The organism is Nocardioides sp. JCM 18998 (genome assembly GCF_055391535.1).
The window spans coordinates 530,771-551,281 of the sequence record NZ_AP043886.1 but is presented as its reverse complement, the minus strand read 5'-3'; the positions used below and the strand labels follow the sequence as shown (position 1 = coordinate 551,281).

At 71.5% G+C, this 20,511-nt stretch carries 19 protein-coding genes; 15 read left to right on the top strand and 4 right to left on the bottom strand.

Annotated features, from left to right (window positions below):
• Positions 1 to 85: 85 nt before the first annotated feature.
• The gene (locus ACZ5L9_RS02575; RefSeq protein ID WP_464533435.1) at positions 86 to 2,515 is read left to right on the top strand and encodes a glycosyltransferase family protein; all 2,430 of its coding nucleotides are present in this window, start codon (positions 86 to 88) and stop codon (positions 2,513 to 2,515) included.
• A 23-nt stretch (positions 2,516 to 2,538) separates the two neighbouring features.
• Here the strand turns inward: ACZ5L9_RS02575 and ACZ5L9_RS02570 are convergent, their stop codons facing one another.
• Positions 2,539 to 3,174: an HAD family hydrolase gene (locus ACZ5L9_RS02570; RefSeq protein ID WP_464533432.1), complete on the bottom strand. Its 636-nt coding sequence runs from the start codon at positions 3,172 to 3,174 to the stop codon at positions 2,539 to 2,541.
• A gap of 8 nt (positions 3,175 to 3,182) precedes the next feature.
• On the bottom strand, positions 3,183 to 4,472 hold the full coding sequence (locus ACZ5L9_RS02565; RefSeq protein ID WP_464533429.1) for a citrate synthase: 1,290 nt from the start codon (positions 4,470 to 4,472) through the stop codon (positions 3,183 to 3,185).
• A gap of 216 nt (positions 4,473 to 4,688) precedes the next feature.
• Between ACZ5L9_RS02565 and rplM the strand changes: the two genes are divergently transcribed.
• From rplM to ACZ5L9_RS02545, 4 genes are read left to right on the top strand one after another with little or no spacing between them, the layout of a single operon-like run.
• Positions 4,689 to 5,132, top strand: coding sequence for a 50S ribosomal protein L13 (gene rplM, locus ACZ5L9_RS02560; RefSeq protein ID WP_464533426.1), 444 nt, complete (start codon positions 4,689 to 4,691; stop codon positions 5,130 to 5,132).
• A 17-nt stretch (positions 5,133 to 5,149) separates the two neighbouring features.
• Positions 5,150 to 5,659, top strand: coding sequence for a 30S ribosomal protein S9 (gene rpsI, locus ACZ5L9_RS02555; protein ID WP_464533423.1), 510 nt, complete (start codon positions 5,150 to 5,152; stop codon positions 5,657 to 5,659).
• 18 nt (positions 5,660 to 5,677) lie between these two features.
• Positions 5,678 to 7,036: a phosphoglucosamine mutase gene (gene glmM, locus ACZ5L9_RS02550; RefSeq protein ID WP_464533420.1), complete on the top strand. Its 1,359-nt coding sequence runs from the start codon at positions 5,678 to 5,680 to the stop codon at positions 7,034 to 7,036.
• A 33-nt stretch (positions 7,037 to 7,069) separates the two neighbouring features.
• Positions 7,070 to 7,648 carry a DUF8017 domain-containing protein gene (locus tag ACZ5L9_RS02545; RefSeq protein ID WP_464533417.1) on the top strand — a complete coding sequence of 193 codons (579 nt, stop codon included), beginning with the start codon at positions 7,070 to 7,072 and terminating at the stop codon, positions 7,646 to 7,648.
• Here ACZ5L9_RS02545 and coaA read toward each other — a convergent pair.
• Complete coding sequence (gene coaA, locus ACZ5L9_RS02540; RefSeq protein WP_464533414.1) at positions 7,624 to 8,607, bottom strand: type I pantothenate kinase; 984 nt, start codon at positions 8,605 to 8,607, stop codon at positions 7,624 to 7,626. The genes ACZ5L9_RS02545 and coaA overlap by 25 nt on opposite strands.
• A 149-nt stretch (positions 8,608 to 8,756) precedes the next feature.
• On the opposite strand from coaA, the gene glmS reads away from it, so the two are divergent.
• The 9 genes from glmS (at position 8,757) to rimI (ending at position 17,186) form a co-directional block, all read left to right on the top strand.
• Complete coding sequence (gene glmS, locus ACZ5L9_RS02535) at positions 8,757 to 10,601, top strand: glutamine--fructose-6-phosphate transaminase (isomerizing) (RefSeq protein ID WP_464533411.1); 1,845 nt, start codon at positions 8,757 to 8,759, stop codon at positions 10,599 to 10,601.
• Positions 10,602 to 10,659: 58 nt separating this feature from the next.
• Positions 10,660 to 11,013 carry a holo-ACP synthase gene (locus tag ACZ5L9_RS02530; RefSeq protein ID WP_464533408.1) on the top strand — a complete coding sequence of 118 codons (354 nt, stop codon included), beginning with the start codon at positions 10,660 to 10,662 and terminating at the stop codon, positions 11,011 to 11,013.
• 63 nt (positions 11,014 to 11,076) lie between these two features.
• The gene (locus ACZ5L9_RS02525) at positions 11,077 to 11,544 is read left to right on the top strand and encodes a CYTH domain-containing protein (protein WP_464533406.1); all 468 of its coding nucleotides are present in this window, start codon (positions 11,077 to 11,079) and stop codon (positions 11,542 to 11,544) included.
• Entirely contained in the window at positions 11,541 to 12,959 is a 1,419-nt protein-coding gene (locus ACZ5L9_RS02520; protein ID WP_464533404.1) for an NAD(P)H-hydrate dehydratase, read from the top strand. The genes ACZ5L9_RS02525 and ACZ5L9_RS02520 overlap by 4 nt, the downstream gene beginning before the upstream one ends.
• A gap of 4 nt (positions 12,960 to 12,963) precedes the next feature.
• Positions 12,964 to 14,094, top strand: coding sequence for an alanine racemase (gene alr, locus ACZ5L9_RS02515; RefSeq protein WP_464533402.1), 1,131 nt, complete (start codon positions 12,964 to 12,966; stop codon positions 14,092 to 14,094).
• 2 nt (positions 14,095 to 14,096) lie between these two features.
• On the top strand, positions 14,097 to 15,149 hold the full coding sequence (locus ACZ5L9_RS02510; RefSeq protein ID WP_464533400.1) for an alpha/beta fold hydrolase: 1,053 nt from the start codon (positions 14,097 to 14,099) through the stop codon (positions 15,147 to 15,149).
• Positions 15,146 to 16,099 (top strand): tRNA (adenosine(37)-N6)-threonylcarbamoyltransferase complex ATPase subunit type 1 TsaE, encoded by a 954-nt coding sequence (gene tsaE / locus ACZ5L9_RS02505; protein ID WP_464533398.1) that lies wholly within the window; start codon positions 15,146 to 15,148, stop codon positions 16,097 to 16,099. Before ACZ5L9_RS02510 ends, tsaE begins: the two co-directional genes overlap by 4 nt.
• Positions 16,096 to 16,737, top strand: coding sequence for a tRNA (adenosine(37)-N6)-threonylcarbamoyltransferase complex dimerization subunit type 1 TsaB (gene tsaB, locus ACZ5L9_RS02500; RefSeq protein ID WP_464533395.1), 642 nt, complete (start codon positions 16,096 to 16,098; stop codon positions 16,735 to 16,737). Before tsaE ends, tsaB begins: the two co-directional genes overlap by 4 nt.
• Positions 16,734 to 17,186, top strand: a complete 453-nt coding sequence (gene rimI / locus ACZ5L9_RS02495; RefSeq protein WP_464533393.1) for a ribosomal protein S18-alanine N-acetyltransferase — start codon at positions 16,734 to 16,736, stop codon at positions 17,184 to 17,186. The genes tsaB and rimI overlap by 4 nt, the downstream gene beginning before the upstream one ends.
• A gap of 30 nt (positions 17,187 to 17,216) precedes the next feature.
• On the opposite strand, the gene ACZ5L9_RS02490 is transcribed toward rimI, so the two are convergent.
• Complete coding sequence (locus ACZ5L9_RS02490) at positions 17,217 to 19,229, bottom strand: HAD family acid phosphatase (protein WP_464533390.1); 2,013 nt, start codon at positions 19,227 to 19,229, stop codon at positions 17,217 to 17,219.
• Between the two features lie 142 nt (positions 19,230 to 19,371).
• Between ACZ5L9_RS02490 and tsaD the strand changes: the two genes are divergently transcribed.
• On the top strand, positions 19,372 to 20,418 hold the full coding sequence (tsaD, locus tag ACZ5L9_RS02485; protein ID WP_464533387.1) for a tRNA (adenosine(37)-N6)-threonylcarbamoyltransferase complex transferase subunit TsaD: 1,047 nt from the start codon (positions 19,372 to 19,374) through the stop codon (positions 20,416 to 20,418).
• Positions 20,419 to 20,511 lie beyond the last annotated feature (93 nt).

Below are 20,511 nucleotides of genomic sequence, written 5' to 3'. Positions count from 1 at the left end.
CCGTGTGCGACGCGCACTGAGCCGACGAGCTGACTGGGCGCCCGCGTACGGACCGGCTTCGGGACGGGATCCGGGAGTTGACCCGGTGCAGCGACTCGCCGCCGCCGTCACCGCTCAGCGACGCCTCGTCGTGGCGACGATCGTCGACGCCCGCACTCAGGCTGCATTCGACCGCGAGTGCGACATCGTCGTGCTCGCGCCGCGCGGCTGGCGGCGCGCGCTCAGGCGGGTCGTGCCCGATCTCCTTCTGTTGGGTGCGCCGAGCGCGGATGCGCCGGCCTGGCACAGCGAGCTCCCCGGCGTGGTGGCCTGGGCGCAGCAGCGCTGCGTGCCCACCGTCTACTGGAGCACCATGGCCGGGGGTGGACACGGTCGCGATCTCGAGGTCGCGCGCCTCGTCGACCACGTCTTCACGATCGATCTGGCCAGCATCCCGCGCTATGTCCTCGCGCTCGGACATCGGCGGGTCCATGTCCTGCCGCACGCCGCAGACCCGGCGCTCACCCGATCCGAGCAGGGCGAGGTGGCCGACGACGTCGAGGTGCTGACGGCCGATGTCTTCGATCGTGGTGCCTCGCAGACCGCCGTCGACCCGCGCGTCTTCGACCTGGTCGCGCGCGGGACGTCGGTGATCTCCGGATTCTCGCCGAGCATCCGGACGCTCTTCGGAGACCTGATCGTCGCGAGCGACTCCGCGGAGGTCGTGGAGCGTGCCCGCCACGCGATCTCGGCTGATCGCGAGGCGACCCGGCGACGGCGGGCCGAGGGCGTCCGGCACGTGCGCGCCCAGCACACCTACGCCGCGCGCTTGCGACGGATGGCCGCCACCGTCGCCGGAACCGATCCGGCCGCCTCCGAGGACCCGGTCGCGGCACAGGGCAGGCCCGGCCCGACGACCCGGGCCGGGGCGTCGATCGCCGCGCTCGTCGCCGCCGAGCCGGGCGGCGCGGCGTGGTCCGTGCCGTACGAGCACTATCCGCCGAGCCTGCGCAGGCAGGATCCGGATCGACGCTTCGTCACCCGGCCGGGCGACGACGGCATCGAGATCGAGTGGTCCTTCGCGCATCCGGCACCGCGGTGGCGCTGGTTCAGCGAGCCGATCTCGGTCGCGGCGTTCGCGAACGGCGTCGTCTTCGTCCGGATGGACGCCACCGGCCCCGCCGACCGGGTCGGGTTCAACCTCGCCTGGCGCGACGCGGCGGGTGTGCGCTTCGGCCTCAGGCCCTACCAGCTCAACCGGCTGGTGCGTGCCCCGATCCCGCCGCAGGCTCGAGAGCTCGAGCTCTCGCTGCGTCTGCATCGCAGCGGCACGGCTCTCGTCCGCTCGATCTCACTCGGCGATGCCGACCCCGACCCGGGCCTGGTCCTCGACGGCTGGGCCAAGCGCGTGCTGATCGTCACCAACGTCTACCCGAGCTACGAGAGCCTCTACCAGAACGGCTTCGTCCACAGCCGGGTCCAGGGCTATCGCGCCAGGGGCGTCGACGCCGACGTGTTCGTGATGACGCCCGGGGAGCGGCATCGCGAGTTCCACGGCGTCGACGTGCTCTCCGGGGACGCCGACACGCTGCGTGAGCTGCTCGCGTCCGGCCGCTATGAGCAGGTGCTGGTGCACTTCCTGCGCCGGGAGATGTGGCAGGAGCTGCGACCCGTCCTCGACCGGATCGCGGTCACGATCTGGGTGCACGGCTTCGAGATCCAGGCATGGTGGCGACGGGCCTTCCTGCATGCCGGCACCGACGAGCAGGCGCAGGCGGTGGCCGCGAGCGATGCCCGGATGGCGCTGTGGCGCGAGGTCGGCGAGGTCGGCGACCTCGTCCGGCTCGTGTTCGTCTCCCATGCCTTCCGGGCGGAGGTGGCCGAGGACCAGCAGCAGCACGGGTTCGGGCTCGACGACCGGGTCATCGAGATCATCCCCAACCCGATCGACACCGATCTCTTCTCGTACCGGCCCAAGAGCGTCGCCCAGCGGACCAGGATCTTGATGATCAGACCCTTCGCGAGCCTGGTCTACGCACAGGATCTCGCCGTGGCGGCGATCGGGATCCTCGCGCGCGAGCCGTGGTTCGCCGAGCTCGAGTTCCGCATCGTCGGCGACGGACCGCTCTTCGACGAGGTCACCGCTCCGTTGCGCGCCTACCCCAACGTCATCCTGGAGCGACGCTTCCTCAGCCATCGCGAGATCGCCGAACGGCATCAGGAGTACGGCGTCTTCCTCGTGCCGACCCGCGCCGACTCCCAGGGCGTGTCGCGTGACGAGGCGATGTCCTCGGGCCTGGTGCCGGTGACCAACGACATCGCCACGATCAGGGAGTTCCTCAGCGAAGCCGAGGGCTACCTGGCGCCCGAGGGCGACGCGACCGGCCTCGCCGACGCGATCCGCGACCTCTACCTGCACCCGGAGCGGTTCGCGGCGAAGTCCCGGGCCGCGGCCGAGCGGATCCGGCGCACGGTCGCCAGCGACGTCGTCATCCCCGCCGAGATGGCACTCTTCGACCGCGCGCCCGCCCGCTGATCGGCCGGATCGCGCGGCGAGCCTCAGAGCGGCAGCCCGAGGTCGCGCAGCTGCGTGCGGAGGCTCCCCGCGTCGGTGAACAGGATGCCGCGCATCCCGAGCGCGGTGGCGGCGTCGACGTTGACCTGGCGGTCGTCGATGAAGACCAGCTGCTCGGCCGGCAGGCCGCTGCGCTCGATGGCGAGGTGGTAGATCGCCGGGTCGGGCTTGGCGAGCTGCTCGGTGCCCGAGACCACGATGTCGTCGAAGAGAGCGAGGAAGTCGAACATCTGCGGTGCGTGGTCGTGGAAGAGCTCGTCGGACCAGTTCGTCAGGCCCAGCAGCGGCACCCCGGCGGCGTGCAGGTCGCGCAGCACCTGCGGGGTGCCGGGGATCTCGCCGACCAGCGCTGCGGCGAAGTGGTCGCGGTAGGCGCGGCCGTGGGGGAGGAGGTGGGGGTGGGTCCGCTCGAGCTCGGCGAGTGCGTCGTCCCACGTACGGCCGGCGTCCTGGGCGTGGTTCCAGGTGTCGAAGTCGAACTCGGCGAAGAACCGCCGGGCCTCGTCCTCACCGACGCCGGCGACCACGGCCGGGACGGGATCCCAGTCGATCAGGACCCCGCCGAAATCGAACACGACCCCGAGCACGGGCGTGCTCGGGGTCGTGTCGTGGTGCTCCATGGCGATCGTCAGGCCCAGCGCTCGGAGGCCGGGACGAAGTCGAGCGTCCGCGCACCCGTGTAGATCTGCTTCGGACGGGCGATCTTCTGCTCCTTGTCCGTGGTCAGCTCCAGCCACTGGGCCAGCCAGCCCGGCGTGCGGCCGATCGCGAACAGGACGGTGAAGAACTCCGGCGGGAACTGCAGCGCCTCGTAGATGAGGCCCGAGTAGAAGTCCACGTTGGGGTAGAGCTTGCGCTTGATGAAGTACTCGTCCTCGAGCGCGATCTTCTCCAGCTCCTTGGCCACGGCCAGGAGCGGGTTGACCCCGGTGACCTCGAAGACGTCGTCGCACGCCTTCTTGATGATCTTGGCGCGCGGGTCGAAGTTCTTGTAGACCCGGTGACCGAAGCCCATCAGCCGCTCGTTGCCGGCCTTGACGCCCTCGATGAACGCCGGGATGTTCTCCACGGTGCCGATCCGCTTGAGCATCCGCAGGACGGCCTCGTTGGCACCACCGTGCAGCGGCCCGTAGAGGGCGCCGACGCCGGCCGAGACGGCGGAGTACGGGTCGACCTGCGTCGAGCCGACGGCGCGCACCGCGTTGGCCGAGGCGTTCTGCTCGTGGTCGGCGTGCAGGATGAAGAGCGTGTCCAGCGCCTTGACGATCCGCTCGTCGGCGACGTAGTTCGGCTCGCTCATCTTGAAGAGCATCGAGAGGAAGTTGGCGGTGTAGGACAATTCGTTGTCCGGGTAGACGTACGGCTTGCCCTGCGCGTGCCGGAACGACCAGGCGCCCAGCGTCGGCATCTTGGCGATCATGCGCACGACCTGCAGGTGCCGGTTGTCGGCGTCCTGGATCAGCCCCGCGTCGGGGTAGAACGTCGACATCGCGCCGACCGAGGCCATCAGCATCCCCATCGGGTGCGCGTCGTACCGGAACCCCTGCATGAAGCCCTTGATGTTCTCATGCACGAAGGTGTGGTACGTGATCGCGTGCACCCACTTGTCGAACTGCTCCTTGGTGGGCAGCTCGCCGAAGACGAGGAGGTACGCGACCTCGAGGAAGCTCGACTTCTCGGCGAGCTGCTCGATCGGGTACCCGCGGTACTCGAGGATGCCCTTGTCGCCATCGATGAAGGTGATGGCGGAGCGGCAGGAAGCGGTGTTGACGAACCCGGGGTCGTAGACGGCCAGGCCGGGTGCGTCATCGGCGGCCTTGATCTGTCCGATGTCAGCGGCGCGGATGGTGCCGTCGAGGATCGGAACGTCGTACTCAATCCCGGTGCGGTTGTCACGCACGGTGAGAGAATCAGTCACGGTAGGCAACGGTAACCTCCCCTCTTCGTTTTGACCGCCTCGGGGTGTCCCCGTAGCCTTGAGCAGTCTCGATTCCTGCCGCTCCCGCGAGGGGGCAGCCCGGTCCTGCGCCAGCGATGGCGCAGGGGAGCCGGCCGTGTTCGTCAGATTCGAGGCGAAGCATCAACCTCCGCCGGCATCCGCTGCGGAGGCCGAAACGAACGAAGAGGCACTTCCGTGCGCACTTACGCTCCCAAGCCCGGCGACATCGAGCGCGCCTGGCACGTGATCGACGCGACCGACGTCCGGCTTGGCCGTCTGTCCGTCCAGGTCGCGAACCTGCTCCGTGGCAAGCACAAGGCGATCTACGCCCCCAACGCCGACACCGGCGACTTCGTCATCGTCATCAACGCCGAGAAGGTCTCCCTCTCCGGCGACAAGGCGAAGACCAAGATCGCCTACCGTCACTCGGGCTACCCGGGTGGTCTGACCGCGACCCCGATCGGCGAGATCCTCGAGAAGGACGCTCGCAAGGCGATCGAGAAGGCCGTCTGGGGCATGCTGCCGAAGAACAAGCTCGGCCGCCAGCAGATCAAGAAGCTCAAGGTGTATTCGGGTCCGACCCACCCGCACCAGGCCCAGCAGGCCGTTCCGTTCGAGATCAAGCAGATCGCCCAGTGAGCCAGGAGAACACCGATATGACTGAGAACGCTGCTGTCTCGGCCGAGGTCGAGGAGACCTTCGAGACCAACGCCGAGGGCGTTGCGTACACCTCCGAGTCCGAGGCGTCGGTCGACACCCCGGCTCGCCCGGCGACCATCGCCCCGGCGCGCGCCACCGGCCGCCGCAAGGAGGCCGTCGCCCGCGTCCGCATCGTCCCGGGCACCGGCCAGTGGACGATCAACGGCCGCGCCTTCGAGGACTACTTCCCGAACGCGCTGCACCGCCAGGTCGCCAGCGAGCCGTTCGCCGCTCTGCAGCTCGAGGGCCGCTTCGACGTCATCGCCCGCATCCACGGCGGCGGCATCACCGGCCAGGCCGGCGCGCTGCGTCTCGGTGTGGCCCGCTCGCTCAACGACGTTGACGCCGAGGGCTACCGCGCGACCCTGAAGAAGGCCGGTCTGCTGACCCGCGACGCCCGCGTCGTGGAGCGCAAGAAGGCCGGTCTCAAGAAGGCCCGCAAGGCCTCGCAGTTCAGCAAGCGCTGATCTGGCATTCTGCCTTCTATGGCTCGCCTCTTTGGCACGGACGGGGTCCGGGGCCTGGCGAACGGTGAGATTCTCACCGCTTCGCTGGCCCTGGACCTCGCTGTTTCTGCAGCACAGGTCCTGATCCGACACGACGACCACCTCGTCGAGCACGAGAGCGGTCGCCCGCTCGCCGTGGTCGGCCGGGATCCCCGGGTCAGCGGCCAGTTCCTCCAGTCGGCCGTGATGGCCGGTCTGGCGTCGGCCGGCGTCGACGTGATCGACCTCGGCGTCATCCCGACCCCGGGCATCGCCTACCTCACCGACGCGCTCGACGCCGACCTCGGCGTCGTCATCACCGCGTCCCACAACCCGATGCCGGACAACGGCATCAAGTTCCTCCAGCGCGGCGGCGTCAAGCTCGACGACGCCCTGGAGGACGAGATCGAGGCCCGCCTCGGCCAGGCGGGGCATCGCCCCACCGGCGACGCGATCGGCCGGATCAGCCGCAGCTCGGATGCGCCCCAGCGCTACATCGAGCACCTCAACCGCACCCTGCGCAAGCCGCTCGCCGGCCTCACCGTGGTCGTCGACTGCGCCCAGGGAGCCTCGTCGGTCACCGGACCGCGCGCCCTCGAGGCGGCGGGCGCGACCGTGATCGCGATCCACAACACCCCGACCGGCCTCGACATCAACGAGGCGTGCGGCGCGACCCATGTCGAGTCGCTGCAGCGTGCCGTCGTCGAGCACGGTGCCGACTGCGGCTTCGCGTTCGACGGCGACGCCGACCGCTGCCTCGGCGTCGACAGCGAGGGGAACCTCGTCGACGGCGACCAGCTGATCGCGATCATGGCCCTCTCGCTGCAGGAGCGGGGCGAGCTGACCGACGACACCGTCGTGGTCACCGTGATGAGCAACCTCGGCTTCGTGCGGGCGATGGCCGACGCGGGCATCAAGGTGCTCCAGACCGCCGTCGGTGACCGCTACGTCACCGAGACCATGCGCGCCGGCGGCTACGCCGTCGGTGGCGAGCAGTCCGGTCACATCATCCTCAGCGCCCACGCCACCACCGGCGACGGCACGCTGACAGCCCTGCAGGTCCTGCAGCGGATGATCGAGACCGGCAAGTCGCTCGCCGAGCTTGCCGCGGTGATGAAGCGCTTCCCGCAGGTGCTGGTCAACGTCCCGGGCGTCGACAAGAGCCGGACCAACGACCCGGAGCTGCTCGCGGCGGTCGAGACCGAGCAGGCCGCGCTGGGCGACGCCGGCCGGATCCTGCTGCGCGCGTCCGGCACCGAAGCGCTGGTGCGGGTGATGGTCGAGGCCGAGACCCAGGACGGCGCCCAGGCGGTCGCCGACCGGCTCGCCACCGTCGTACGGGAGCGGCTGGCCCTCTAGCCAGTCGCGGCCCGGGCCGGGCAGGGTGGCGCCGTGCGGCGTCTCGTCGGAGTGCTCGGGATCCTCGCGGTGCTGAGCGTGCTCGGTGCCGCGGCGACCGCCACCCTTCACGGCCGAGCGGACCGGACCTCCTCCGCGCCCCGGTGGCTGCGGGCGTACGGCGTGGAGGTCGCGGTGCCGGCCGCGCGCTGGCGGCTCGCGGGCGCCTCCGAGGCGATCACGTACGGCCCGGGTGCGACGGTGCGCGCCCCGGCGGTGCTCGATGAGGGCTTCTGCCCGTCATCGGACAGCAGCAGCCGGGCGTTCGTCGGCCTGCTGCCGCCGGTGGAGGGCGACGTCGAGGACGTCGTCACGCGGGCCGGCGTCGCCTGGGCACAGCGGATCGCGGGCCGGATGCCCGACCATGTCGAGATCGCTTCCTCGCCGTACCGCATCGAGGTCCCGGTGAAGGCGGGGCCGTGCAGTCCGACCACGGTCAGCATCACCGCGGTCGGGGAGCAGACGCCCGACGGCGTGGTCACCCTCCTCCTGGTCCGTGACGTCGGCGAGCCCGACGATCTCTCAGCGGCGGACGCGGAGGAGATCGTTCAGAGCTTGCGCAGCCGCACGTAGCGCACCGAGTGGTCGCGGTCCTTGCGCATCACCAGCGTGGCCCGTGAGCGGGTCGGCAGGACGTTCTCGATCAGGTTGGGGCCGTTGATCGTCTCCCAGATCCTGGTGGCCTCGGCGATGGCCTCCTCGTGGGTGAGGGAGGCGTACTTCGCGAAGTAGGACGACGGGTCGCGGAACGCCGTCTCGCGCAGTCGCAGGAACCGCTGGACGTACCACTCCTGGATGCAGGAGGTGCCGGCGTCGACGTAGACGGAGAAGTCGAAGAAGTCCGACAGGCCGAGGCCGGTGCGGCCGTCCTCGCGCGCCCGGGCGGGCTGCAGGACGTTGAGGCCCTCGATGATCACGATGTCGGGCCGCTTGACGGTGACCCGCTCGTCGGGGACCACGTCATAGACGAGGTGGGAGTAGGTCGGTGCCTCGACCTCCTCCTTGCCGGACTTGATGTCGACGACGAACTTGAGCAGCGCGCGCCGGTCGTACGACTCCGGGAAGCCCTTGCGCTGCATCAGCCCGCGCCGCTCGAGCTCGGCGTTGGGGTAGAGGAAGCCGTCGGTGGTCACCAGTGCGACGTTGGGGTGCTCGGGCCAGTGCGCGAGCATCTGCTGGAGCACGCGCGCGGTGGTCGACTTGCCGACCGCGACGGAGCCGGCGAGCCCGATCACGAAGGGCGTACGGGCGGGGATGTCGCGCCCCAGGAAGCTCTCCTGGGCCCGGTGCAGTCGTCCGGCCGCCTCGACGCGCAGGCTCAGCAGCCGCGACAGCGGGAGGTAGACCTCCTGGACCTCGCGCAGGTTGATGGAGTCGCCGAGACCCTGCAGCCGGGCGATCTCCTCGGCGGTCAGCGGGTTGCGGGTCTCCTGGGCGAGTGCCGCCCAGGTCTCGCGGTCCAGCTCGAGATAGGGGGAGGCCTCCTGCGCCCCGCCGTGCGGCGCGACGCCCGAGTGCCCATGGCTCGACATGGCGACGATTGTGGCAGGACGCGCCGATCCCGGTGAGGGGGGTCCACCCCGCAGGCGCACCGAGCCCGCCCGGCCCCGCGCTCGCGGCAGCCACCGGCCTCGTTCCTCCGCCGTGCTGTCGCTCGCCCGGTCGCATAGACTCCGGCCTCATGTGCGGGATCGTGGGATACGTCGGCGACAAGCAGGCGCAGGGTGTGGTCATCGAGGGCCTGCGGCGCCTGGAGTACCGCGGGTACGACTCCGCCGGCGTCGCCCTCGTGCACGACGGTGCGATCGCCAGCGACAAGAAGTCCGGCAAGCTCGCGAACCTCGAGAAGGCGATCCAGGAGCAGCCGCTGCCGGCGTCCACGACCGGCATCGGCCACACCCGATGGGCCACGCACGGCGCGCCGACCGACCGCAACGCCCACCCCCACCTCGGACAGCGCAAGCGGCTCGCGCTGGTGCACAACGGCATCATCGAGAACTACGCCGAGATCCGCGCCGAGCTCGAGGCCGAGGGCCACGAGCTGCTTTCGGAGACCGACACCGAGGTCGCTGCCCACCTGATCGAGCGCGAGCTGGTCAAGGGCGTCGACCTCACCAGCGCGATGCAGGCCGCGTGCCGCCGGATGGAGGGCGCCTTCACGCTGGTCGCGATCGACGCCCAGGACCCCGACCGGGTCGTCGCCGCCCGCCTCAACAGCCCGCTCGTCGTCGGCCTCGGCGAGGGCGAGAACTTCCTCGGCTCCGACGTCGCCGCCTTCATCGAGCACACCCGCGAGGCGATGGAGCTGGGCCAGGCGCAGGTCGTCACGATCACCCGCGACGGCGTCGAGGTCACCAACTTCGACGGCAGCCCGGCCGAGGGCACGCGCTACCACGTCGACTGGGACCTCTCCGCGGCGGAGAAGGACGGTCACGACTGGTTCATGCGCAAGGAGATCTTCGAGCAGCCGCGCGCGGTCGCGGACTCGCTGCTCGGGCGCCGGGACGCGTCCGGCCGCCTCCAGCTCGACGAGGTCCGCCTCTCGGATGAGGACCTGCGCGACATCGACAAGGTCATCGTGATCGCCTGTGGCACGTCGTTCTACGCGGGCATGGTCGCCAAGTACGCCCTCGAGCACTGGTGCCGCATCCCGGTCGAGGTCGAGCTCGCCTCCGAGTTCCGCTACCGAGACCCGATCCTGACCCAGCGCACCCTCGTCGTCGCGATCTCCCAGTCCGGCGAGACCGCCGACACCCTCCAGGCGATCCGGCACGCCCGCTCGCAGGGCTCCAAGGTGCTCGCGATCTGCAACACCAACGGCTCCACGATCCCGCGCGAGTCCGACGCGGTGATCTACACCCACGCCGGGCCGGAGATCGGCGTCGCCTCGACCAAGGGCTTCCTGACCCAGCTGGTGGCCTGCTACCTGCTCGGCCTGTACTTCGCCCAGATCAAGGGCACCCGCTACGGCGACGAGATCAGCGAGGTGATGGACCAGCTCGAGCAGATGCCGGCCCATATCGAGACGGTGCTGGCCCGCGCCGACGAGGTCTACGCGATGGCCAAGCAGTTCCTCGGCACGCCGTCGGTCCTCTTCCTGGGCCGCCACGCCGGCTACCCGGTGGCACTCGAGGGCGCGCTCAAGCTCAAGGAGCTGGCCTACATCCACGCCGAGGGCTTCGCCGCGGGCGAGCTCAAGCACGGCCCGATCGCGCTGGTCGCCGACGGTCTCCCGATCTGGTGCGTCGTGCCGCCCCGCGGTCGCGACCACCTGCACGAGAAGATGATCTCCGGCATCCAGGAGGTCCGCGCCCGCGGTGCCCGGACGATCTGCCTGGCCGAGGACGGCGACGGCGCGATCGCGCCGTACGCCGACATCCTCATCCGCCTGCCGAAGGTGCCGGTGCTGCTGCAGCCGCTCGTCGCGACGGTCCCGCTGCAGCTCTTCGCCTGCGAGCTGGCCACCCAGATGGGTCACGACGTCGACATGCCGCGCAACCTGGCCAAGTCCGTCACCGTCGAGTGATGCGCGACTCGGCCCTCCCGCACGGTCGAGATGGCCGTCCGGCACGGTCGAGGCGGCCGTGAGCGTCATCGGGATCGGCGTCGACGTCTGCGACATCGAGCGGTTCGCCGCGTCGCTGGAGCGTACGCCCGGCCTCGCCGAGAGGCTCTTCGTGGGCGACGAGATCGGTCGTACGCCCTCCTCGCTGGCGGCCCGCTTCGCCGCGAAGGAGGCGCTCGCCAAGGCGCTGGGCGCGCCGGCGGGTCTGGCCTGGCACGACGCCGAGGTCGTCTCCGAGCCCTCGGGCCGCCCGCGCCTCGTGCTCCGCGGCACGGTCGCCGAGGCCGCATCGACGCGGGGTGTGGCCTCGGTGCACCTCTCGCTGTCGCACGACGGGGGAGTGGCGACGGCGATGGTGGTCCTGGAGGGCTGAGGGCCGGTCGGTCCGACCGACCAGCACGGCCGAGCCGCGAGGACCATCTGCCAGTCTGGGTCCGTGAGCCACACCTACGCCCAGCTGGAGACCGAGCGGCGCTTCCTCGTCCGGGCGGTTCCTGCGGGCGTCGTCCGGGTCTCCGAGATCGTCGACCGCTACCTCGACGGCACCCGGCTGCGGCTGCGTGAGATGAGCTCCGGCGGCGACACCGTGCGCAAACTCGGCCACAAGGTCCGGGCCGGCGCGGGGCCCGAGGTGATCGCGCACACCTCGCTCTACCTCGACGACGCGGAGTGGGCGCTGCTCGAGACCCTGCCGGCACACACGCTGCGCAAGCGCCGCCACCACGTCGAGCGCGGCGGGCTCGCGCTGGCGGTGGACGAGTTCGAGGACGGCACGCTCGTCGCGGAGCTCGACGGCGGCACCGAACGCCCCGCCGACCCGCCTCCCTGGCTCGACGTCGTCCGCGAGGTCACCCTCGACGAGGCCTTCACCGGGGGCGGGCGCGCCGCCCGGGTGGCGTCGTGAGGTCGGCGCACACCGTCGAGCAGGTCCGCGCCGCCGAGGCGGAGCTCCTGGCCCGGCTCCCGGAGGGCGCCCTGATGCTGCGGGCCGCGACCGGCCTGGCGTACGCGATCGAGGAGCTCCTCGGAGGCGCCTATGGCCGCCGCGTCGTCCTGCTCGTCGGACCGGGCGACAACGGCGGTGACGCGCTGTACGCCGGCGCGCACCTGGCCCGGCGCGGCGCCTCCGTCGAGGCCTGGATCCTGCTCGGGCGCGCCCACGAGGCAGGGCTCGCGGCGCTCCGTACGGCCGGCGGACGGATCCGTCCGCCGCGGCCGCTCTCCGCGGGGTCGGCCGACGTGGTCGTCGACGGCATCCTCGGCATCGGCGGGCGTCCCGGGCTGCCGGCGGAGGTCGCCGAGGCGGTCATCCCGATCCACCGGTCGATCCCGTTCGTGGCGGTCGACCTGCCCAGCGGCCTGGACTGCGACACCGGCGAGCGCCGCGGGATGGCGCTGCAGGCCGACCTGACCGTCACCTTCGGCACCCACAAGATCGCCCACCTCGCCGATCCGGCCGCGCTGGACTGCGGCGTGGTCGAGCTGGTCGACCTCGGTCTGTCGCTCCCCGACGCGGCGGTCGAGAGCCTGCAGGCCGCCGACGTCGCCCGCATGCTGCCGCGCCCGACCCCGGCGTCGCACAAGTACACCCGTGGCGTCGTCGGCGTGCGCGCCGGCAGCGGGCGCTACCCGGGCGCCGCGCTGCTCGCCGTCGGCGGGGCGAGCGCCGGCGTCGCCGGGATGGTCCGCTACGTCGGCTCCGCCGCCGACCGGGTGAAGGCCGCCCATCCCGAGGTCGTCGGCGCCGGGAGGGTGCAGGCCTGGGTGGTCGGATCGGGCACCGACACCGACGCCGAGCAGCACCTGCGCGAAGCGCTCGGCGACGACGTGCCGGTCGTGATCGACGCCGACGCGCTGGGGCAGCTCGGCGCGGATCGGGGCAGGCTCGATGTCCGAGGGTGCGTCCTGACGCCGCACGCCGGTGAGCTGTCCGCGATGCTCCAGGGCGAGCGCACGGAGGTCGAGGCCCGTCCGCTGCACTTCGCCCGCGAGGCGGCCGCGACCTACGGCGCCGTCGTGCTGCTCAAGGGGCGCCGCACCGTCATCGCCACCCCCGACGGCCGCATCCGGATCAACACCACCGGCACCCCGTACCTCGCCACCGCGGGAGCGGGCGACGTGCTCGCCGGCCTCATCGGCTCGTTGCTGGCGGCGGGCCTCAGCCCACTCGACGCGGCCAGCGCCGGAGCCTGGCTGCACGGCTCCGCCGCCACCCTCGCCTCCGACGGAGGCCCGATCGTGGCGGGCGACGTCGCCCGCCACCTGCCTGCGGCGATCCGCGCCCTGACTGGGTCCGTCGGCGGGGGAATGAAAGACTGACGCCATGACCCGGGCCGAGATCGTCGTCGACCTCGCCGCGATCCGCCACAACGTCGCCACGCTCAAGGCGATGGCCGGGGTCGCGATGATGACGGTCGTCAAGGCGGACGGGTACGGCCACGGCATGGTCGAGTCCGCGCGTGCGGCCCGCGAGGCCGGCGCCGACTGGCTCGGCGTGGCCACCGTCGACGAGGCGCTCGCGCTGCGCGCGGCCGGGGACACCGGCCGGGTGCTCTGCTGGCTGACCGTGCCCGCCGACGACCTGGCCCCCGCCCTGGCCCAGGGCATCGACGTCACCGCCTACACCGTGGCCGAGCTCGACCGGATCGCCGAGGCGGCCACCCGCGCCGGCGACGGCGCGACGCCCCGCGTGCAGCTCAAGGTCGACACCGGCCTCTCCCGTGGGGGCGCCACCCTCGCCGAGTGGCCCGACGTGGTGGCCCGCGCGCGCGTCGGCGAGCAGGCCGGCACCTGGAGGGTCACCGGAGTCTGGTCCCACTTCGCCAGCAGCGAGGTGCCCGAGGACCCGGCCAACGCCGAGCAGGAGAAGGTCTTCGAGGAGGCCCTCGCCGTCGCCACCGAGGCCGGCCTGAGGCCGGAGGTACGCCACCTGGCCAACTCCGCCGCAGCCATCCTGCGCCCGAGCAGCCGCTATGACCTGGTCCGTTGCGGCATCGCGTCGTACGGCCTCGACCCGGCCCCGGGCCGACACGACGTCGGCCTGGTCCCGGCGATGACCCTGCGCGCCGAGCTGGCGCTGGTGAAGCACGTCGACGCCGGCGCCGCGGTGTCGTACGGACGGCGCTGGACGGCCGCGGAGGCGACCACCCTGGGGCTGGTCCCGGTCGGCTACGCCGAGGGCATCGCTCGTCGCTCGTCGCCCGGCGCGGAGGTCCTGGTCGCCGGCTCACGCCGGCCGATCCGCGGCGCGATCTGCATGGACCAGTTCGTGGTCGACCTCGGCGGCGACACCCCGGAGCCGGGCAGCGAGGTGCTGCTGTGGGGCCCGGGGACCCAGGGGGAGCCGACCGCCGAGGAGTGGGCGCAGGTGATCGGCACGATCAGCTACGAGATCGTGACCCGACTCGGAGGCCGGCTGAGCCGCCGGCACATCGACAGCGAGGTAACCGCGTGAGCATGACCAAGAAGATCGCGGCGATCGCCGCCGGAGCGGCCGGGGCGGCTGCGGTCGGTGGTGTCCTCGACGTGAGCCGTCGCCGCCGCCAGCTCGTCTCGCGTCGCACCAGCGCCAAGAAGACGGTCTTCGGCTCGCTCAACACCTCACCGCACCACGTCATCACCGAGGACGGCGTCGACCTCCACGTCGAGATCGACGAGGCGGGTCCCGAGGGCTCCCCGCTGACGCTGGTCTTCGTGCACGGCTACACGCTCAACCTGGACTGTTGGCACTTCCAGCGCGCCGCCTACCGGGGCCTGGTCCGCAGCGTCTACTACGACCAGCGCTCGCACGGCCGCAGCGGCCGCTCGACCCGCGAGAACGCGACCATCGACCAGCTCGGCCACGACCTGCTCCAGGTGCTCGACGCGTTCGTCCCCGAGGGCCCGATCGTCCTGGTCGGCCACTCGATGGGCGGCATGACGATCGTCGCGCTCGCCGAGCAGCACCCCGAGCTCTTCAAGCCGCGCAGCCAGGGCGGCCGGATCGTCGGCGCGGCGCTGATCTCGACGACCGCCGGCGGCCTCGACCCGGCCCGCGTCCTGATGCCGATGATCCCGGCCAAGGTCGGCGCCGGGCTCGCCGACGGCGCCGTCAGGACGCTCGCGCGCGGCCACAAGGCCGTCGACGGCGTGCGCCGCGTCGGCGCCACCTTCGCCAGCGTCGTCACCGACGCCTTCGCCTTCGGCGACGAGGTGCCCGAGGGCTACGTCTCCTACGTCAACGACATGATCGCGATGACGCCGTTCCAGGTCGTCGCGCAGTTCTTCTCCGGCTTCCGGGACATGGACAAGTTCGAGTACGTCGGCATCCTCGGCGCCATCCCGACCACCATCGTGTGCGGCACGGAGGACCGGCTCACCGCGATCGGTCACAGCCGCAAGCTGCACAGCCGCATCCCCGGATCCACGCTGGTGGAGTGTCCTCGGGCCGGCCACATGGTCATCATGGAGCGTCACGGTCAGGTCAACGCCGCGCTCGACCAGCTTCTCGCCGAGGCGGAGCAGGCGTGAACCACCACCTCGACGTCAAGGTCGACGTACGCCGGGTCGGCTCCGAGGCCGCCGCCGACGTCCTGCGCATCGTGCTGGCCGCGTTCTCGGTCCGTCCGCCGCTCGACCCGCCCGCGGACGCGCTGCACGAGACCGTCGCGTCGATCGGCATCCAGCTCGTCGAGGGCGGCGGGCTGATCGCCTCGGTCGACGGTGAGCCGGTCGGCACGCTGATCCTCGACCCCGTCGGCCGTACGGTCTTCCTGCGCCGCTTCGCCGTCCTTCCCGACCGCCAGGGGCATGGCATCGCGCACGCGATGATCGACGCCGCGGTCGCCGCCTCCGAGGGGTTCGAGGACCTCACGGTCGTGGCCCGGGAGGAGCTGCCCCGCACGGTCCGCTTCTGGCAGCGTGCCGGCTTCCGCGAGATCGCCCGCCGCTCGCCGTACGTCGAGATGCGCCGCCCCCTGCGCACCCACGTCGAGGAGGTCGACGACGCCGACGAGATGCGTGCCCTCGGCCGTGCCCTGGCCAGGCAGCTGCGGCCCGGCGACCTGCTGGTGCTCAGTGGCGAGCTCGGCGCCGGCAAGACCACCTTCACCCAGGGGCTCGGCGAGGGGCTGGGTGTGCGCGGCGGTGTCACCTCGCCGACCTTCGTGATCGCCCGGGTGCACCCGAGCGAGGTCGACGGCCCCGACCTCGTGCACGTCGACGCCTACCGCCTCGGTGGCATGGCCGAGCTCGACGACCTCGACCTCGACACCGATCTGGAGGACGCCGTGACGGTGGTCGAGTGGGGGACCGGGCTGGCCGAGGGGCTCGCCGAGTCCCGCCTCGAGGTCCGGATCGTGCGGGCGCTCACCGTCGAGGAGCTCGACGGCGACGAGGACCCGCGCCGCGTCGAGATCACCCCGGTCGGCCCGCGCTGGCACGACCTGTCGTTCGACGACCTGACGGGAGCATCATCGTGACCCTGCTGCTGGCCTTCGACACCGCGACCCCACAGGTCAGCGTCGCCCTCCACGACGGTGAGGAGGTGATCGCCGAGCTCATCTCCGATCGTGCGATGAAGCACGGCGAGCAGCTCGCGCCCCTCATCGCCGAGGCGCTCACCCGGGCGGGCGCCGTCCGTCAGGACCTGACCGCGATCGCCGTCGGCGCGGGACCGGGCCCGTTCACCGGCCTGCGCGTCGGCCTGGTCACCGCCCGTACGCTCGGCTTCGCCCTCGAGATCCCGGTGTACGCCGTCTGCTCGCTCGACGTGATCGCCGCCGAGTGCGTAGCCGGCGGCGATCGCGAGAGGACCCCCGGGCCCTTCACCGTCGCCACCGACGCGCGCCGCAAGGAGGTCTACCTCGCCTCCTACGACGAGCTCGGCCGCCGCCTCGACGGCCCGCAGGTGATCCGCCCCGCCGACGCCGCGACCGACCAGCCGGTCGCGGGCGAGGGCGCGCTGCTCTACCCCGATGCGTTCCCGAACGCGTTCGGCCCCACCCGGCCCTCCGCGGGCTGGATGGCGCGCGCGGTCACCGAGGAGCTGGTCGACCTGATCGACCCCGAGCCGCTCTACCTGCGCCGGCCCGACGCGGTGGCGTCCGCCGAGCGATGAGGATCCGGCGCGCCGAGGCGGCCGACGTCGAGGCGATCGCCGACCTCGAGGCCGAGGCGTTCCCGGCCGACGCGTGGCCGGCCGGCTACCTCGCCGAGGGCGTCGCCGGGCTCCTGCACGGCACCGTCCTGCACGTCGCGATCGACGACGCGGACGTGATCGTCGCTCATGCGATCACCTCGATCGTCTTCGAGATCGCCGAGCTCCAGCGGATCGCCGTCACGCCCGCGCTGCGGCGCCGGGGCGTGGCGGGCGAGCTGCTGGCGGCCGTACGGGCCGAGGCGATCGGCCGGGAGGCGGAGCGTCTCCTGCTGGAGGTACGTGAGACGAACACCGGCGCGCTCGCGTTCTACGAGCGCGCCGGCTTCGTCGAGATCGACCGGCGGCTGCGCTACTACCGCGACGGGACCACCGCGATCATCCTGCAGCTGCCGTTGATCAGTGCGTGAGAGGGCGCTGGGCGCCCTCTCACGCACGGGTCAGGGCAGGTAGTACGTCGGGTTCGGCAGCTTGAAGGTGGCGTCCGCGTATCCGCCCTTCAGGTCGGAGAACTGGTCGCCCAGGTTGGCCACGATGTCGAGGCCCTTCTGGTTCTCCAGGTAGCGGCGGGTGCCGGACTTGTACTCGATCGTGGTGCACTTCGCCCGGTCCACGCAGGTGATGTACGCCGGCGGGGTCGCGGTGCTCAGCCACTTCGTGTAGTAGTGCGCGGCCGTGAACAGCGGCTTGCCGGCGGCATCGACGTACCCCTCCTGGGTGAGGTTGGCGATGGTCGCGTCCTGCTGGGCGGTGTTGCGACCGGTCAGTCCGATCACCGTGCAGCCGGCGGCAGCGACCGCCTTGACCAGCGCCGGCATCCCCGGCGTCGCGGCGAACCACTTGTTCTGCACCCAGTCGTTCTGCAGCGTGGGGTTGAAGTTGAACTGCATGCCCGCGTGCGCCGCCGTCGGGTTGCCGTCCTCCATGTCGTAGGTCCACAGGGTGGTGTCATCGGCGTCGAAGACCACGGCGGGGTCCTTGGCCAGGCGGGCGGCGGTCACCGCGGCGCGGTCCGTCGCCAGGGCGGCACGCGCCTTCGCGAGCGTGCGGTGGGCCTTCTGCACGGCCAGCTTCTTCCGCTGCACCACGCGTGACCTCGCGTTGTGGTGTCGCTTGGCCTGAGCGAGCTGCTTCTTCGCCCGGGCGAGGGCCCGCTGGGCCTTGCTCAGCGCCTTCGCATCGCCGGTGAGCTCGGCCGATGCCTTGTCGCCGGCCAGACGGACGGCCGCAGCCTTGGCGACGCCCCGCTGGCACGACGTGGTGATCGTCGCCGTCCAGCTGTGCTCGAGGGTGCTCAGCTGGGTGATGTACGGGGACGTCGTCTTGTCGGCGATGCCCGCCGGGGCGGCGTAGTAGGCCCGGATGAGCTTGACGACGGCACCCTCGTTGGGGATCGCGTCGCCGTCGGTCACGGTCGTGCCGCTGGAGCCGTCCGGCTTCATCGTGTACGTCGTCGGCAGCACCATCGCGCTGTCGCCGGCCGGCGCGCCCGCGATGTCGGCGGCGGGCAGGAAGTAGCTCGGGTTGGGCAGCTTCTGGGTCTTGTCCGCGTACCCGCCCTCGAGGTCGCTCCACTGGTCACCGACGTTGAGGACGATGTCCTTGCCGAGGCCGCCGTTGTCCGTGGACGCGGCCTCGATGTGCTTGCGGGTGTTGGCCTTGTACTCGACCGTGTTGCAGGTCGTCGACAGCGTGCAGTCGCCGATGTAGGCCGGCTTGGCAGCCGGGTCGGCCGTGTTCCACTTCGTGAACAGGTTGTCGTTGTCGAACAGCGGCGTGCCGGTGGGGGTGCCGTCGCTGGTGAAGCCGACCTTGGTGAGGTTGCCGATGGTGGCGTCCTCCTGGTTGTACGGGCGCCCGGTGATGCCGTAGATGGCGTAGCCCTCGGCGTGCAGGGTCTTGAGGGCGTCGACCATGCCGGCCACGGCCGGGAAGAGCTCATGGTTGACCCAGATCGCGTTCACGGCAGGGGAGTAGTTGAAGGCCATGTCCTCCTCGTTGCCGTAGTCGCTGAGCAGCGTGGAGTCGACGTCGAAGACGACGGCGGCGTTGCTCGTCGCCGGATTGTCCGGGAGCGCGTCCAGGATCTTCGCGGCCACGGCCTTCGTGTTGGTCGCGTAGGCCGAGTCGGTGAGGTTCGGCAGGTAGGTGGTCGCGGGCACCGCCGCGCTGTCGTCCCCGTCCTGTCCGTCGGTGGCGTAGGCGTACGCCGGGTCGGTCTGCTTGGTCGAGCCGGTGCCGTAGTAGGCGCGCAGCGTGGACTTCACCGAGTCGATGTTCGGGATCGCCTCGCCGTCGGTCGGAGCGGTCACGGTGCCGTCCTGGTGGACGTCCATCGTGAAGGTCTCCGAGGGCGCGGACGGGGTGACTGCCCGGGCCGGGGCGCCGGGGACCAGCATCGTCGCGACCACCGCACTGGCGGCGATCGCAACGGTCGGACGGTTGAATCTCATGGAAAGGGCCTCCGAGCGAAGGAGAGGTGAATGGGAGGTGAACGAACCAGACAGTAAAAGGACCATGTGACAGGCATGCGTCGCAAGGGTCACGGGCGGATGCCGTTCTCGATGGAGCCGGTGCCCACGGCACAATGACCCCATGACGTCCGAACCTCTGGTCCTCGGCATCGAGACCTCCTGCGACGAGACGGGCATCGGCATCGTCCGCGGGCACACCCTGCTCGCCGACGCGGTCGCCAGCAGCGTCGAGGAGCACGCGCGGTTCGGTGGCGTCGTCCCCGAGGTCGCCTCGCGGGCGCATCTCGAGGCGATGGTCCCGACCATCGAGCGGGCCTGTGACACCGCCGGCATCAAGCTGCGCGACGTCGACGCCATCGCTGTCACCGCGGGTCCCGGCCTGGCCGGCGCCCTGCTGGTCGGCGTGGCGGCCGCCAAGGCGCTCGCGATCGGTCTCGACAAGCCGATCTACGGCGTGAACCACCTCGCCGCCCACGTCGCCGTCGACCAGCTCCAGCACGGCGCGCTGCCCGAGCCGTGTCTTGCGATGCTGGTCTCCGGCGGGCACTCCTCGCTGCTGCGGGTCGGCGACGTCACCGGTGACATCCAGCCGATGGGCGCCACCATCGACGACGCAGCAGGGGAGGCCTTCGACAAGGTCGCGCGCCTGCTCGGGCTCGGCTTCCCGGGCGGGCCGATCATCGACCGTACGGCCGTCTCCGGCTCCTCGATCGCGATCGACTTCCCGCGCGGCCTGACCACCAGGAAGGACCTGGAGCGACACCGCTTCGACTTCTCGTTCTCCGGCCTCAAGACCGCCGTCGCCCGCTGGGTCGAGGCCCGCGAGCGCAGCGGCGAGCCGGTCCCGGTCGCCGACGTCGCCGCCTCCTTCCAGGAGGCGGTCTGCGACGTGCTGGTCCGCAAGGCCCTCGACGCGGCCTCCTCGGAGGGGATCGACGAGATCGTCATCGGCGGCGGGGTGGCGGCCAACTCGCGCCTGCGGGTGCTCGCCGAGGAGCGCGCCACCACGCTGGGCATCCGGGTCCGCGTCCCGCGGCCCGGGCTCTGCACCGACAACGGCGCGATGGTCGCCGCGCTCGGCTCGGAGATGGTCGCCCGCGGCCGTACGCCCTCCGCGCTCGACCTTCCGGCGGACTCCTCCCAGCCGGTCACCCACGTCCTGGCCTGAAGGGTCGAGAGGTCACTTCTCGCGGCTCGAGTGTCCAGTTCGCCGGTTACTCGCGCCGCAACAGGTGACGCCCCGACCCGCAACAGCTGACCC